At 70.5% G+C, this 13,174-nt stretch carries 15 protein-coding genes and 3 tRNA genes; 5 read left to right on the top strand and 13 right to left on the bottom strand.

All coding sequences use genetic code 11. The features are described from left to right. Window positions 1-34 precede the first annotated feature (34 nt). The gene (gene rplJ / locus AB0M30_RS08620; protein ID WP_103342383.1) at window positions 35-589 is read right to left on the bottom strand and encodes a 50S ribosomal protein L10; all 555 of its coding nucleotides are present in this window, start codon (window positions 587-589) and stop codon (window positions 35-37) included. A gap of 309 nt (window positions 590-898) precedes the next feature. Here rplJ and AB0M30_RS08615 point away from each other — a divergent pair, with 309 nt between their 5' ends. Beyond that, the gene (locus tag AB0M30_RS08615; RefSeq protein ID WP_364581598.1) at window positions 899-1,837 is read left to right on the top strand and encodes a hypothetical protein; all 939 of its coding nucleotides are present in this window, start codon (window positions 899-901) and stop codon (window positions 1,835-1,837) included. On the opposite strand, the gene AB0M30_RS08610 is transcribed toward AB0M30_RS08615, so the two are convergent. The 6 genes from AB0M30_RS08610 to AB0M30_RS08585 all read right to left on the bottom strand — a co-directional run bounded on the left by AB0M30_RS08610 (window position 1,834) and on the right by AB0M30_RS08585 (window position 5,571). Further along, entirely contained in the window at window positions 1,834-2,607 is a 774-nt protein-coding gene (locus AB0M30_RS08610) for an alpha/beta hydrolase (RefSeq protein WP_364581595.1), read from the bottom strand. The genes AB0M30_RS08615 and AB0M30_RS08610 overlap by 4 nt on opposite strands. A gap of 70 nt (window positions 2,608-2,677) precedes the next feature. Beyond that, on the bottom strand, window positions 2,678-3,397 hold the full coding sequence (gene rplA / locus AB0M30_RS08605) for a 50S ribosomal protein L1 (protein WP_086842353.1): 720 nt from the start codon (window positions 3,395-3,397) through the stop codon (window positions 2,678-2,680). A gap of 200 nt (window positions 3,398-3,597) precedes the next feature. After that, entirely contained in the window at window positions 3,598-4,035 is a 438-nt protein-coding gene (gene rplK, locus AB0M30_RS08600) for a 50S ribosomal protein L11 (RefSeq protein WP_003079266.1), read from the bottom strand. 74 nt (window positions 4,036-4,109) lie between these two features. Then, window positions 4,110-4,958: a transcription termination/antitermination protein NusG gene (gene nusG / locus AB0M30_RS08595; protein ID WP_364581593.1), complete on the bottom strand. Its 849-nt coding sequence runs from the start codon at window positions 4,956-4,958 to the stop codon at window positions 4,110-4,112. 73 nt (window positions 4,959-5,031) lie between these two features. Next, window positions 5,032-5,472, bottom strand: coding sequence for a preprotein translocase subunit SecE (gene secE, locus AB0M30_RS08590; RefSeq protein ID WP_103342379.1), 441 nt, complete (start codon window positions 5,470-5,472; stop codon window positions 5,032-5,034). 26 nt (window positions 5,473-5,498) lie between these two features. Further along, window positions 5,499-5,571 (bottom strand) — tRNA-Trp (locus tag AB0M30_RS08585). Window positions 5,572-5,777: 206 nt separating this feature from the next. On the opposite strand from AB0M30_RS08585, the gene AB0M30_RS08580 reads away from it, so the two are divergent. From AB0M30_RS08580 to AB0M30_RS08565, 4 genes are read left to right on the top strand one after another with little or no spacing between them, the layout of a single operon-like run. Further along, window positions 5,778-6,704 (top strand): TIGR03619 family F420-dependent LLM class oxidoreductase, encoded by a 927-nt coding sequence (locus tag AB0M30_RS08580; RefSeq protein ID WP_364581591.1) that lies wholly within the window; start codon window positions 5,778-5,780, stop codon window positions 6,702-6,704. A 59-nt stretch (window positions 6,705-6,763) separates the two neighbouring features. Then, window positions 6,764-7,114: a GntR family transcriptional regulator gene (locus AB0M30_RS08575; RefSeq protein WP_103342377.1), complete on the top strand. Its 351-nt coding sequence runs from the start codon at window positions 6,764-6,766 to the stop codon at window positions 7,112-7,114. Beyond that, the gene (locus tag AB0M30_RS08570; protein ID WP_364581588.1) at window positions 7,111-8,067 is read left to right on the top strand and encodes a hypothetical protein; all 957 of its coding nucleotides are present in this window, start codon (window positions 7,111-7,113) and stop codon (window positions 8,065-8,067) included. The genes AB0M30_RS08575 and AB0M30_RS08570 overlap by 4 nt, the downstream gene beginning before the upstream one ends. A 35-nt stretch (window positions 8,068-8,102) precedes the next feature. After that, window positions 8,103-9,008 carry an SGNH/GDSL hydrolase family protein gene (locus tag AB0M30_RS08565; RefSeq protein WP_364581585.1) on the top strand — a complete coding sequence of 302 codons (906 nt, stop codon included), beginning with the start codon at window positions 8,103-8,105 and terminating at the stop codon, window positions 9,006-9,008. A gap of 12 nt (window positions 9,009-9,020) precedes the next feature. Here AB0M30_RS08565 and AB0M30_RS08560 read toward each other — a convergent pair whose 3' ends face one another. The 6 genes from AB0M30_RS08560 to AB0M30_RS08535 all read right to left on the bottom strand — a co-directional run bounded on the left by AB0M30_RS08560 (window position 9,021) and on the right by AB0M30_RS08535 (window position 13,132). Then, window positions 9,021-9,467, bottom strand: coding sequence for a MaoC family dehydratase (locus tag AB0M30_RS08560; protein WP_364581583.1), 447 nt, complete (start codon window positions 9,465-9,467; stop codon window positions 9,021-9,023). Beyond that, on the bottom strand, window positions 9,464-9,913 hold the full coding sequence (locus AB0M30_RS08555) for a MaoC family dehydratase N-terminal domain-containing protein (protein WP_364581581.1): 450 nt from the start codon (window positions 9,911-9,913) through the stop codon (window positions 9,464-9,466). Before AB0M30_RS08555 ends, AB0M30_RS08560 begins: the two co-directional genes overlap by 4 nt. A gap of 82 nt (window positions 9,914-9,995) precedes the next feature. Next, window positions 9,996-10,160 carry a 50S ribosomal protein L33 gene (rpmG, locus tag AB0M30_RS08550; protein ID WP_005152047.1) on the bottom strand — a complete coding sequence of 55 codons (165 nt, stop codon included), beginning with the start codon at window positions 10,158-10,160 and terminating at the stop codon, window positions 9,996-9,998. 50 nt (window positions 10,161-10,210) lie between these two features. Then, window positions 10,211-10,283: transfer RNA gene (locus AB0M30_RS08545), tRNA-Met, on the bottom strand. Between the two features lie 50 nt (window positions 10,284-10,333). After that, window positions 10,334-10,406: transfer RNA gene (locus AB0M30_RS08540), tRNA-Thr, on the bottom strand. A gap of 80 nt (window positions 10,407-10,486) precedes the next feature. Beyond that, complete coding sequence (locus tag AB0M30_RS08535) at window positions 10,487-13,132, bottom strand: EAL domain-containing protein (RefSeq protein ID WP_364581579.1); 2,646 nt, start codon at window positions 13,130-13,132, stop codon at window positions 10,487-10,489. Window positions 13,133-13,174 lie beyond the last annotated feature (42 nt).

The raw sequence follows: 13,174 nt of genomic DNA, 5'->3' as shown, positions 1-13,174 counted from the left end.
GAAAAACGAACTAGACGTTCGGGGTGGGGGTAGATCAGCTCTCGGCGGGTGCTTCGGCTGCTTCGGTACCGGCGGCGTTGCGCTGCTTCTCCTCCAGCGCGGCAGCCAGGCGGGCGACCTGGGACGCCGGCGCCTGGAACAGCGCGGCGGCCTGGGACAGCTTCGCCTTGAACGCGCCCGCCGCCTTGGCGAGCAGGACCTCACGGCTGTCGAGATCGGCGATCCGGTTGATCTCGTCCACGGACAGCGCACGGCCGTCCATGTAGCCGCCCTTGATCACAAGCGCGTTGTTGTCCTTCGCGAAGTCGCGAAGCGCCTTGGCGGCGTCGACCGCTTCACCCTCGACGAAGGCGATGGCGGTCGCGCCGACGAACAGGTCCTCGAGCCCCTGGACGCCAGCGTCCTCGGCGGCACGCTTGACGAGGGTGTTCTTCGCGACCCGGTACTTGGCACTGGTGCCGAGAGCGCGGCGCAGCTGGGACAGCTGGGACACGGAGAGGCCGGTGTACTGGGTAACGACGGTGGCCGAGCTGGTGCGGAAGCTCTCCGCGATCTCGGCGACGGCCGCCACCTTGTCGGGCTTCGCCATGGTCGCCTCCTCTCTTGGCTAGTGTTTCCACTGGCGTTCGAGGAGCCCCGAAACGACGAAACGCCCTCGCGCAGACAGGCGCGGGGCGTCATTCCGGCACAATGCCGGAGCCTCGTTCCTCCTGCGCGGGCCGCCCGGCGAGTGCGGGACCTTCGTTCCCCGTGTTGGGCGGGGAAAACCAGCGGTCTTCGGTAGAACCGAGGTCAAGTGTACGTGATGGGTTCGGAGGGGTGTGCGCACCCCCCGCGCTGACCTGCGTTTAGGACGCCTGGGGGTTCCCTGCGGTCGCTTGGAGGGCATCATGGTGACGTGGCGGAGCAGCGCGATGACGGAAAGCCGGGCTCGGAGATCGAACCCGCGGGCTCCAACGCGCCCACCGCGGGACAAGGCCGGCCGCCGCTCCCCCAGCCGTCCGGCGCGGGCGCGCAGCCGCCGGTGGACCCCGCGGAGGTGGAGCAGTTCCGCCAGTTCCAGCAGTTCCAGGACTACCTGCGCTTCAGCCAGGCCCAGCAGGGCAACCAGCCGGCCCCCGCGCCCGACACGGGCGTCGTCCAGGCGCCGCCGTCCCAGCCGGTTCCGCAGCAAGGTGGCCGGCCACCCGTGATCCCGCCGGACTATCAGCTGATCCCGGTCGAGCGCCGCCGCGCGCCGAAGTGGGTCACCTGGCTCGGCAAGAAGGTCCTGGCCTGGGTGCTGGCCTTCATCCTGCTCGCGGTCGCCGGCACGTGGCTGTACAACCACTTCTTCCCCAACGACGCGGGCAAGACCTCCGCCCAGCTCGCGCAGGAAGGCGGCGGGACGTACCACACGAACCACGTGTTCTCGACGAATCCGTACGAGGCGGTGCGGATGGTCTACCACAACGTCGCCCAGGGCCGGGTCGACGACGCCTGCGGCCGGTTCCGGAACGAGGGCCAGCTCGACATCCAGACCCGGTTCGCGCAGGACATCGCCCAGACGTTCCGCCAGAACGCCGCCCAGACCGACTGCAAGAAGGCCATCGAATTCCTCGCCACCCAGGTGACGAACAAGAACGACTACGCCGAATCCCTGCCGTCCAGCGTCTCGGCGCCCCTGCCCGGCGACACCGTGACGATCGATTCGTGCACCTTCCCCGTCACGGGTGGTCCGGCACTGGGTGTGTTCACGGTGTCGAAGGTCGAAAAGGGACAGTGGCTCATCACGGGCCACGAGATCGGGCCGGCGAAGTGCAGCAGCGCTCCGACCGCGACGCCGACCAGCCGCTAGCGCGGTTGCGGAGCCGACAGGAAAGACACCAGGGCCTCCGCGAACGCCGGTGACATCACCGCCGTCATATGGTCGCCCGGGATGCGGACCAGTCTTGCTCCCGCGATCGCCGCCGCCAGGCGCTCCGGCTCGGCGGCCAGCTGGTCCTGCTCTCCCGCCAGGACCAAGGTCGGCACCCCGATCGCCGAGAGGTTCAGGCGCCCCTCCCGTGACGCCGAAGCCACCGCCGCCAGCGCTCGGCGATCGCCGCCCACCGCGTCGGCCAGCAGGCGGAACGGCACCCCCGATGGCGGCACCAAGGACGGGTCCTCCGCCAGCAGCGCCGAAGCGATGTCCGCCGGCTTGACCACCCGCAGGTCCACGCCGCCGAAGTCGACGATGCCCGAGCCCACGCCGCCCGTGGCGACGCAGCGGATGCGCTTGTCCGCCGCCGTCACCGTCAGCGCGATGATCGCGCCCATCGAGTAGCCGACCATCGAGACCTCGTCGAGGGCCAGCTCGTCGAGCAGCGCCGAGACGTCCCGCGCCATCGCGTCCTCGGTGTAGCGGGACTCGTCGTGCGGCTTCTCGGAACGGCCGTGGCCGCGGGCATCCAGGGAAATCACCGTGAAGCCGGCCGAGCGCAGGGCCGCGACGGCCCCCGTGGAAATCCAGTTCGCGTTCGTGTCCGCGGCGAAACCGTGCTGCAGCAGCACCGGGCGGTGGGCGCCGTCGCCCTCCCACACCGTGTAGTGCAACCGGAGCCCGTCGAACGACGCGAAAGTCGGCATGCTGTCAATAAGACACGAAGAAAGGGCGCCCCCGCAGCAAGCGGGGACGCCCTTTCTGGTGATCTCAGACTCAGACCGCAGCTTCCTCGGAGAGGAGGTTGCGGGTCCGCAGCGGGTCGACCGGGATGCCCGGGCCCATCGTGGTGGTGAAGGTGACCTTCTTCAGGTAGCGGCCCTTCGCCGACGACGGCTTGGCGCGGAGGATCTCGTCCAGCGCCGCCGCGTAGTTCTCGACCAGCTTCTCGGTGTCGAAGGAAGCCTTGCCGATCACCAGGTGCAGGTTGGCCTGCTTGTCGACGCGGAAGTTGATCTTACCGCCCTTGATGTCCTTCACGGCCTTCTCGACCGCGGGGGTCACCGTGCCGGTCTTCGGGTTCGGCATCAGGCCACGCGGGCCGAGGATGCGGGCGATGCGGCCCACCTTGGCCATCTGGTCCGGCGTCGCGATCGCGGCGTCGAAGTCGAGCCAGCCACCCTGGATGCGCTCGATCAGTTCGTCGGTGCCGACCGCGTCCGCACCGGCGGCTTCGGCCTCGGCGGCCTTGTCGCCGACGGCGAAGACGATGACGCGGGCGGTCTTACCGGTGCCGTGCGGCAGGTTCACGGTGCCGCGGACCATCTGGTCGGCCTTGCGGGGGTCCACACCGAGACGCATCGCGACCTCGACGGTCGCGTCCATCTTGGTCTTGGAGGTCTCCTTCGCCAGCTTCGCAGCCTCGAGCGGCGCGTACAGCCGCGCCTTGTCGATGAGCTCCGCAGCCTGGCGGTAAGCCTTGCTGTGCTTGGTCATGCTTCTGTCCTTAACTTCGAATATGGATCAGTGTGGTGACGAGCCAGCACGCGGCTCTCCCACGGTGTTGTCTGCCTCGACTCCGTCGAGGCGGCGAGATCGCCCTCAAGCCGCTTCCTGCCCGCTCGATTTCGCTCGGCCCTGGGGGCCGATCGAAATCGCTCGGTCAGAAACCGGCGCGATCTCGCGTGCTGCAAACGTCAGGCGTCGACGACCGTGATGCCCATCGACCGAGCAGTGCCGGCGATGATCTTCGCGGCCTGGTCGATGTCGTGCGCGTTGAGGTCGGTCTCCTTGGTCTTGGCGATCTCGCGGACCTGGTCCCAGGTGACCTTGGCGACCTTGGTCTTGTGCGGCTCGCCGGAGCCCTTCTCGACACCAGCCGCCTTGAGCAGCAGGCGCGCGGCCGGCGGCGTCTTCAGCTTGAAGTCGAACGACCGGTCCTCGTACACGGAGATCTCGACCGGGACGACGTCCCCGCGCTGCGACTCGGTCGCGGCGTTGTAGGCCTTGCAGAACTCCATGATGTTGACGCCGTGCTGACCCAGCGCGGGGCCGACCGGCGGCGCGGGGTTGGCCGCACCCGCCTTGATCTGCAGCTTGATGATCGCCGCAAGCTTCTTCTTCTTGGGTGGCATTTCTTTTCCTGTCCTGTACTACGTTCCCCGCGTACCTGCCGTGGACACGGGGACTGCGGCCGAACGGGCGGCCGTCAGATCTTGGAGACCTGGTTGAACGACAGCTCGACCGGGGTCTCCCGGCCGAAGATCGACACCAGGACCTTCAGCTTCTGCCCGTCGATGTTGACCTCGGAGATCGTCGCCGGCAGCGTCGCGAACGGGCCGTCCATGACCGTGACCGATTCGCCGATCTCGAAGTCGACCTCGACGGCCGGGCCACCGAGCGGGGCCGCGGTCGCGGTGGACTCGCCCTTGCCCGCCTTCGCGGGGGCTTCGCTCTCGACCTTCGGGGCGAGGAACTTCAGCACCTCGTCCACGGTCAGCGGCGACGGCCGCGAGGTGGCGCCGACGAACCCGGTGACACCGGGCGTGTTGCGCACCGCGCTCCACGAGGCGTCGTTCAGGTCCATCCGGACCAGGATGTAGCCGGGCAGCACCTTGCGCTGCACCTGCTTGCGCTGGCCGTTCTTGATCTCGGTGACCTCTTCGGTCGGGACCTCGATCTGGAAGATGTAGTCCTCGACGTCCAGGGTCTGGGTCCGGGTCTCGAGGTTGGTCTTCACCTTGTTCTCGTACCCGGCGTAGGAGTGCACGACGTACCACTCGCCGGGCGCGGCGAGCAGCTCGGAGCGCAGCTTGGCGACCGGGTCCTCGTCATCCGCGGCGGGCTCGGCTTCGGCCTCGTCGGCCGAGGCTTCGTCAGCGCCTTCGCCGGCGGAAGCGGCGTCGCCGGCACCGGATTCGGCGTCGTCGACCTCGGAGTCCGACACGTCGACGGGCTCGAGGTGTGCGGACTCCTCGTCACCGAGTGCCGCGTGCACCTGCTCGTCGGAAAGCTCGGTCAGGTCGTGACCGGCTGCTGTGCCGTTGTCGGAGGTCACGTTCCGTCCTCTCAGTTGATCATTGCGGGCCAAGGCCGGGACCTGGGCCCCCATCGGCGCGCGCCGGAGCGCGTCAGCCGAAGATCTTGCCGATGCCCCACTTGAATGCCAGGTCGAGCACGCTCACGAGGCCCACCATGAACACCACGAAGGCGAGCACGACCACGGTGTAGGTGACCATCTGCTTGCGGTTGGGCCAGATGACCTTGCGCAGCTCCGCCCAGACCTCGCGGATGAAGCGCACCAGCCGCGCGAACACGGAGGCCTTCTTCGGCTTCTGGTCCCGCTTCGGAGTCGGAGCGCCCTTCGCGTCCGGGGCGGTCTTCTCCCCCGACTTCCCGGCCGGACGGGTCTTGTCGTCCGCACGTGCCGCGGACTTCCCCGCCGGGCGAGCGGTCGCACGGCGCTCACGCCGGGCAGCGGCTGTGACGGGACGGGACGGGCTCTCGGGCTTCTGCCCGGTGCCGTCCTGATCCTGCTCGCCGCCGCTGGCGTCGCTGTCGCTCACGACCACTCCTCCGCTCCACCAGTTCCGTTACGCAGGGGTGACAGGACTTGAACCTGCAACCTGCGGTTTTGGAGACCGCTGCTCTGCCAATTGAGCTACACCCCTGTGGAGCCCCGATCGCTCGGAGCCCCGGAGGACGCATTCCATCGTCCCCACCATCCAGGCGGGGATGACCGTAGTGCGTTCCAAGTCCCGAAGTCTACGGCAAGCCTCGCGAGAGGCCGCAACCGCGCCCCCCGATCGACCACCGCACCCCGGCCGGCCTGCGGGAAACTCCCCGCCGGCCACCTGATCATGCCAGGATGTCCGCCATGACGACCACCCCCCGTCCGGCGGGGGCTCCGATGCGGCTCGGCCTGGCACTCCCCCAGTACGGCGCCCTCGCCGACCCCGCCGCCGTGGCGCGCTTCGCGACGGCCGCGGAAGACCTCGGGTTCACCTCGCTCTGGGTGGGCGACCGGATCCTGACCCCGCTCGAGCCGTCGGACCTCTACCCGGGCGGCGGGACGCCGGAGCACCCGTACCCCCGGGAGTTCGAGACCTTCGCCGACCCGTTCACGACGCTGGCGGCCGCGGCCGCCGTGACCCGCACGGCCCGCCTGGGGATGAGCGCGCTGACCGGCCCGGTCTATTCCCCGGTACTGCTCGCCCGGGCGCTGACCTCGCTCGACCTGGCCAGCTCGGGACGGCTCGACGTCGGCTTCGGGCTCGGCTGGCTGCGCGAGGAGTACTTCGCCACCGGGGTGCCGTGGACGGGCCGGGGCCGGCGGCTCGAAGACCTGCTCGACGCGCTCGAGGCGCTCTGGACCGGCGACCCCGTGGAGCACGAAGGCCCGCAGTGGCGGATCGCGCCGTCGACGGTCGGCCTGCGCCCGGCACAGGACCCACGCCCGCCGGTGCTGCTCGGCGGGTTCTCGCCGCCGGCGCTGGCCCGGGTGGGGCGCCGCGCGGACGGCTGGCTCGCCGGCTGGATGCCGAAGGAGTACCTGACCGGCCTCTGGTCGGTCGCGCTCGACGCGGCCCGGAAGGCCGGACGCGACCCGGACGCCCTGCGCCGCGTGCTGCGGATCAACCCGCGGGCGGGCACCGCCGTCGAGACGGCCGCCGACGTCCGCCCCTGCCTCGACGTGGCCCGCGAGCTGGGCATCACCGAGGTGCTCGTCGACCTGCACTACGTCGCGAAGAACGTCGACCACGCGCTGGACCTCGCCGGCGAGCTGATCACGAACGCGGACTGACCTCATTCGTGTGACGCAGGTCTCGCGCAGCGCCTCATTGTTCTATTATAGTTAGAACTATGCTCGTTCAAATCGATCCGAGCTCCACCGTCCCGCTCTTCGAACAGGTGGCCGCCTCGCTGCGCCGGTCCCTCGCCGACGGCCGCCCGGCGCCCGGGCAGCAGCTGCCACCGGCCCGGGAACTGGCCGCGGCCCTCGAGATCAACGTCCACACCGTGCTGCGGGCGTATGCGCTGCTTCGCGACGAAGGCCTCATCGACCTGCGGCGACGCCGGGGCGCCGTCGTCATCGGCGGCGCGTCCTCCCGGGCGCGGCTGGCCGAACTGGCCGAGGACCTGGTCCGCGAGGCGAAACGCGCGGGCGTCGGCCTGGACGAACTCACCGGGGTGTTGAAGGAGAAGTACTCATGACCAAGCTGATCCGGGTCCTGTTCGCCACCGCCGTGCTGCCCGGCGCCGCGCTCGCCGTCGCGGGCGCGCTCGAGAACGGGTGGGCGCACCGGCTGCCCGACCCCGTCGCGACGCACTGGCGCAGCGCGCCGGACGGTCACAACGCACTCGGGGCGTTCACCGGCCTGACCTTGGGGGTCGGCGCCGTCGCCGTCCTGCTCCTGGCCACGACGGCGGTCAACGCGCTGCGCCGCGGCCGGCCGCTGCCGCGCCCGACCGTCGGGGTGGGCGCCGGGTTCGCCGCCCTGCCGGCCGCGGTCCTGCTCTCGGTGCTCGTGGCGAACCTCGACGTCCCGGACTGGCACGCGGCCCGCAGCGGCGTCGTCGTCGTGCCCTTCATGCTGGGCGCGGCGGTCCTCGGGGTGGTGGCGGCCCTCGTCGGCGGCCTCCCGGCGCCGGCCCGGCAGACCTCGGGGCAGCGGCCGACCATCGGTCTCCGGCCCGGGGAGCGCGCGTTCTGGTCGGGTCGCGCGGTGAACCCGGGGATGCTCTGGGCGCTGGCGCTGATCCCGGTGGCGATCGCCCTCCTGCCCACCGGGCTCCCCTGGCAGACCGGCGTGTGGATCGCCCTGGTCGGCTTGGTGGTGACGGCGCTGACCTACCGGCTGTCGGCGACCGTGGACGCCAAGGGCGTCACGATCCGCTTCGGCCTCCTGGGCGTCCCGTGGCGGCACCTGGCCCTCGCCGCCATCCGCGAAGCGACCACGCGCGAGCTCACGACGTTCGGCGACGGCGGGCTCGGTCTCCGCTTCAACCCGGTCACCGGCACCACGGCGTACAAGGTCCGCGGCGGCCCGGCGCTGGCCCTCGCGCTCGAGAACGGCCGGACCGTGCTGGTCAGCGTGGACGACCCGGAGACGGGCGCCGGTCTGGTCAACGACCTGCTCGCCCAGCGGATCACCCGGATTGACTAGGTCGGCGGGGCGGCGGGTTCGGTAGAAACGAAGAAGTGGCGAAAAAGAGCGGTGGCGGTGGCTGCCTGGTGGTCGTGCTCGTGGTCGGGCTCCTGGCCTTCGGGTACTACAAGTGGCACCACGGCTCGTCGTCGGCGCCCCCGGAGGGCGTCGACACCGGGGGTGGCTCCGGCCGCTACGTCGCCCTCGGGGATTCGTACACGTCCTCGCCGCGGACCGGACGCCAGGCCGGGACCCCGGCCGGCTGCGACCGCTCGGACGACAACTACCCGCACCTCGTCTCGGCGAAGCTGAAGCCGGCCCAGTTCGCCGACGTCAGCTGCAGCGGCGCAACGACGGATCACCTGAGCCAGGCGCAGAAGACGGGGAACGGGACGAACCCGCCGCAGCTGGACGCGGTGACGGCGGAGACGACGCTGGTGACGCTGGGCATCGGCGGCAACGACATCGGCTTCATCGGGTACGCGTCGGGCTGCGCGACGACGCACCAGGACGCCGCACCGTGCCGGGACCGCCTGACCGCCGGCGGCCACGACCAGCTGGCCGAGCGCATCGACGCCACGGCCCCGAAGGTCGGCGCGCTCCTCGACCGGATCCACAAGACGGCCCCGAAGGCGAAGGTGGTGGTGGTCGGCTACCCGACGGTGCTCCCGGACGGCACCGGCTGCTGGCCGTCCCTGCCGTTCGGCGCGGGCGACATCGAGTACTTCCGCGGTGCGCTGGGCAAGCTGAACAAGATGCTGGAGGACCAGGCGGACGCGCACCGGGCGGGCTACGCGGACACGGCCACCCCCGGCAAGGGCCACGACGTGTGTTCGGCGTCGGACAAGCGCTGGGTGGAGGGCGTGCTGCCCGCCTCGCCGGCCATCCCCCTCCACCCGAACGCGCGGGGGGAGCAGGGCATGGCCGACGCGGTGCTGGCGGTGCTCAAGCTGCCGTAGCTGCAGCCCTGCTCAGCGGCGGACGAGGGCCTGCGGCTTCCCCAGCACCGTCTTGCCGTCGAACTTCACCACGAGGTCGATCCGCGCGATGCCGTCGTCCTTGACGTCCGCGACCTTGCCGGTGATCTCCACCAGCGCGCCCTCGGGCGTGTTCGGCACCACCACCGGGCGGGTGAACCGGGCGCTGAAGTCGATCAGCCGGGCGGGGTCGCCGAGCCAGTCCGTGACCACCCGGCCCGCCACCGCCATGGTCAGCATCCCGTGCGCGATCACGTCCGGCAGGCCGACGTCCTTCGCGAACTTCTCGTTCCAGTGGATCGGGTTGAAGTCCAGCGCCGCCCCGGCGTAGCGGACCAGCTGCTCGCGGGTGATGCGGACCTCGAGGGCGGGCAGTTCGTCGCCGGTGACATACGGGGCTGGGGCTCCGCCACCCGGACCCCCGTAAGAAGGTGTGTTCACGCGGTCTCCCCTCGGACCACCAGCTGCGCGCGGGTGGAGCAGACCTTCTGGCCCGCGGCGTCGGTGACGTCGGCGCGCAGGTTGATGAAGTCGTTGCCCGCGCGGGTCATGATGGCGTCGATGTGGGTCGTCACCTCGAGCACGTCGCCGGCGTACACCGGGCGCGTGTGGGTGAAGCCCTGGTCGCCGTGCACCATCCGCGAATAGTCGAGGCCGAGCTCGGGGTCGGCGACGATCGCGTTGATCGAGGCGAGGTTGATGATCGTGAGGAAGGTCGGCGGGGCGATCACGTCCGGGTGACCGGCTTCGCGGGCCGCCTCCGGATCGCGGTAGACCGGGTTCGCGTCGCCGATCGCGTCGGCGAACTCCCGGATCTTCTCCCGGCTCACTTCGTAACTGCTCTGCGGCGGATAGCTCCGCCCGGTGAACGACTGGTCCAAGGGCACGGCGACGAGGCTACCAACAGCGAGAAGCCGCCCGGAGCAACTCCGGGCGGCTTCTTCGAGCTGGTTTGAACGCGCTACGTCGTCAGCGAGTTTCCTTGTGCGTCCGGTGCGTACCGCAGTTCGGGCAGAACTTCTTCATCTCCAGGCGATCCGGGTTGTTGCGCCGGTTCTTCTTGGTGATGTAGTTGCGGTGCTTGCACTCTTCGCACGCCAGCGTGATCTTGGGTCGCACGTCGGTGGCAGCCACAGCGTTTCCTTCTCTCTCAGGTCCCGGGGGCCAGCCCCGTCGTTACCGCGTAGCGGTGGCCGGACTTGAACCGGCGACACAGCGATTATGAGCCGCTTGCTCTGCCAACTGAGCTACACCGCCCTTACATGACCCAAGCCGCGACACGCAGGCGTGACGCGGCTGAGGTCGTGAGCCCCTTTACGGAATCGAACCGTAGACCTTCTCCTTACCATGGAGACGCTCTGCCGACTGAGCTAAAGGGGCCTGGCCTCTCGCGAGGACTTGAAAAGATTAGCAAGGGGCTTCACCCGCCCGTGCAACCGGGGTCCCCTTAGCACAAAACCTCAGGTCAGGAGGGTCAACACGGTCTCGGAGTGGCGTCCAGGCGAGCGCGCGGTGCGGGCCTGAAGCCACGCCTCCAGCCGGTCCTCCGGCAGCGGCCGCGAGATCAGGTAGCCCTGGGCGACGTCACACCCCATCGCCTCGAGCTGGTCGCGGGCCACGTCCTCCTCGACGCCCTCGGCCACCACCGTCAGCCCGAGCGAGTGCCCGAGCTCGACGATCGACCGCACGACCGCGAGGTCGCCGAGGTCGGTGCCCATCCCGAGGACGAAGCTCTTGTCGATCTTGACCTGGTCGACCGGCAGCTGCCGCAGGTAGGCCAGCGACGAGTAGCCCGTCCCGAAGTCGTCCACGGCGAGGGTGATGCCCAGGGAGTGCAGCTCGCGCAGGATCGGCAGCGCCTTCTGCGGGTCGGACATCACGCCGGACTCGGTCAGCTCGAACGTCAGCAGCTCCGGCGGGATGCCGTAGTGCTCCAGCTCGCGGGCCACCTTGTTCGGGAAGTCCTCGTCGGCGAGGTTGCGCACCGACAGGTTGACCGCGACCGAGATCCGCAGGCCCTCGTCGAGCCACTTGCGGCACCGCTTGAGGGCCTCGCCGAGCACGAAGCCCGTCAGCACGCCGATCAAACCGGCCGCTTCGATGGCCGGGACGAACTCGTCCGGACCGAGCCGGCCGAACTCCGGGTGCACCCAGCGGACCAGCGCCTCGACGCCCTGCACCTGCCGGTTCGGCAGGGTGATCTTCGGCTGGTAATGGACGCTGACCTGGCCGTCCTCGAGGGGCTGCCGGAACTGCGTCACCATCTGGAAGCGGCGGAGGAAGATCTGGCCCATGCTCGGCACGTAACCGCGGACCTCTTCGCCGCCCTTGGTCGCGCGGACGGCGACGTCGGCGCGCTGCAGCAGGCCTTCGATGTCGACCACGTCGCCGGGCTCTTCGGCGGAGGTCGTCGCGTAGCCGATCATCGCGTTCGCCTCGACCGACAGCCGGTCGACCGGGTACGGCGCCGACAGCTCTTCGCGCAGCCGTTCCGCCGCCCGGTGGGCGTCCTCCGGCGGGAGGCCGACGAGCAGGGCCGCGAAGGACGCGCCTTCGAGCCGGGCGAGCGGGACGTCGGGGCCGAGCGCGTCGCGGATGCGGCGGCCGGCCGCGACGACCATCCGGTCGGCCCAGGCGTAGCCGAGCGCGTCGCTGACGGTCGAGAAGACGTCGAGGTCGATCCGCAGCACCACGGCGTTGGCGAAGTCCCGCAACGGTTCCTTCGCCACCTGCCGGAAGCCCGGCCGGTTGAGGTGCCCGGTGAGCGGGTCGTGGTAGGCGTCGTGGCGCAGCGTCGCCAGCAGGCGCCGGTTGTCCAGCGACGTCGCGAGGTGGCTGGCCATCGTGCCGAGCAGCTGGACGTCGTACTTGCCGAACCCGCGCCAGCGGGACAGCCGGTCGTGCGCCTCGACGACGCCGAGCAGCCGGTTCGCGCTGCGCAGCGGGACGACGAGCGCCTCCTGCGCGCCGCGGTCGAGCAGCGCCGCGCGGACGTCGGGGTTGGCCTCGGTGATCCGGAAGTGCCGGACGTGCGCGCCGGGCAGCCGCAGCAGCGGGTCGTCGGCGGCAGGGTCGGCGGCCGGCAGGTCGTCGCCCGCGACCACGACCCGCATGGTGTCCTTCGGCTCGAGCCGGAGCCGCAGCACGACGCGGCCGGCGGCGAGCTGGTCCTTGATGCGCTCGGCGATCGTCGCCCATTCGCGGACGTCGACGCCGCCGACGAGCTCGTCGGCGCGGCTGGCCGGGCGGGCCGCGGCCTGCTGTCCCGAGCGGGCCACCATCAGGCTGACGTCGGAGAGCGCCTCCATGTCCCGCTGCTCGCGCAGCAGGTCGGAGTACGCCCAGTACAGCGCGGTGAGGCCGAGGAAGACGGCGAGCACCAGCGGCCACGCCTGGGGCGTGCTGGAGATGACGAGGTAGCCGGAGAGGCCGACGGACGCGTTGACGAAGCCGACGACCAGGATCCGCCCGGTGAGCCGGACGGCGGTGCTGACCCGCATGCGGCGCCGCAGCACGCGGACCGCGGCCAGGGCGAGCAGCGTGCTCACCAGCGGCGCGGTCAGGGTGCCGGCCAGCGCCGCGAGCCACGGGATCTTGTCGCCGGTCCCGGCGCCGACGAGGTACTTCACCAGCCCGGCGACCGCGAAGGCGCCGGTGATCTCGAGCAGGAACGCGCCCGCGTTGTAGAGGACGCGCCCGGCGACCTTGCGGGCGAGCAGCGTGCCGATGCCGGCGATCAGGTGCGCGGCCAGCACGACCTCGAACGGCGCGATGAAGAACCCGATGACGAGCGGGATCTCGGTGAAGGAGATCGTCCACGAGATGCCGCTGCGGACGTCGACGTTGATGCCGAGCTGTTCGGCGAGCAGGAAGGCGACCGCGAGCACGGGCCCGATCCACAGCAGCCGGTCGTTCCACTCGAACGGCAGCCACGAGCCGACCGCGAACGCGGCGACGAGTCCGAGGCTCAGGACGGCGAAGGTGTAGACGCGGAAGCGGCGTTCGTCCGTGCGGGCTTCGGCGGAGACGGGTGGTGTCCCGGAAGCGGCTCCCGGCCCGGGCTGCGCCTGCGCGACGGCGTCACCGTGGGCGTTGGTGTCCGGCATCCGACCTTCCCTCCCGGCTTGTCCACCGGTGCTGATCCGTGA

This window comes from Amycolatopsis sp. NPDC051716 (assembly GCF_040681595.1).
In the GTDB taxonomy this organism is placed as follows: Bacteria; Actinomycetota; Actinomycetes; order Mycobacteriales; family Pseudonocardiaceae; genus Amycolatopsis.
Note: the sequence above shows the minus strand (reverse complement) of the source record. Positions and strands in the feature narration are given on the sequence as shown.

Excerpts from the sequence above, each read along its gene's own strand:
- rplJ (WP_103342383.1), bottom strand. The coding sequence starts at position 589 with ATGGCGAAGCCCGACAAGGTGGCGGCCGTCGCCGAGATCGCGGAGAGC.
- rplK (WP_003079266.1), bottom strand. The coding sequence starts at position 4,035 with ATGCCACCCAAGAAGAAGAAGCTTGCGGCGATCATCAAGCTGCAGATC.
- AB0M30_RS08575 (WP_103342377.1), top strand. The coding sequence starts at position 6,764 with ATGCTCGTTCAAATCGATCCGAGCTCCACCGTCCCGCTCTTCGAACAG.
- rplA (WP_086842353.1), bottom strand. The coding sequence starts at position 3,397 with ATGACCAAGCACAGCAAGGCTTACCGCCAGGCTGCGGAGCTCATCGAC.
- AB0M30_RS08580 (WP_364581591.1), top strand. The coding sequence starts at position 5,778 with ATGACGACCACCCCCCGTCCGGCGGGGGCTCCGATGCGGCTCGGCCTG.
- AB0M30_RS08535 (WP_364581579.1), bottom strand. The coding sequence starts at position 13,132 with ATGCCGGACACCAACGCCCACGGTGACGCCGTCGCGCAGGCGCAGCCC.
- AB0M30_RS08610 (WP_364581595.1), bottom strand. The coding sequence starts at position 2,607 with ATGCCGACTTTCGCGTCGTTCGACGGGCTCCGGTTGCACTACACGGTG.
- AB0M30_RS08570 (WP_364581588.1), top strand. The coding sequence starts at position 7,111 with ATGACCAAGCTGATCCGGGTCCTGTTCGCCACCGCCGTGCTGCCCGGC.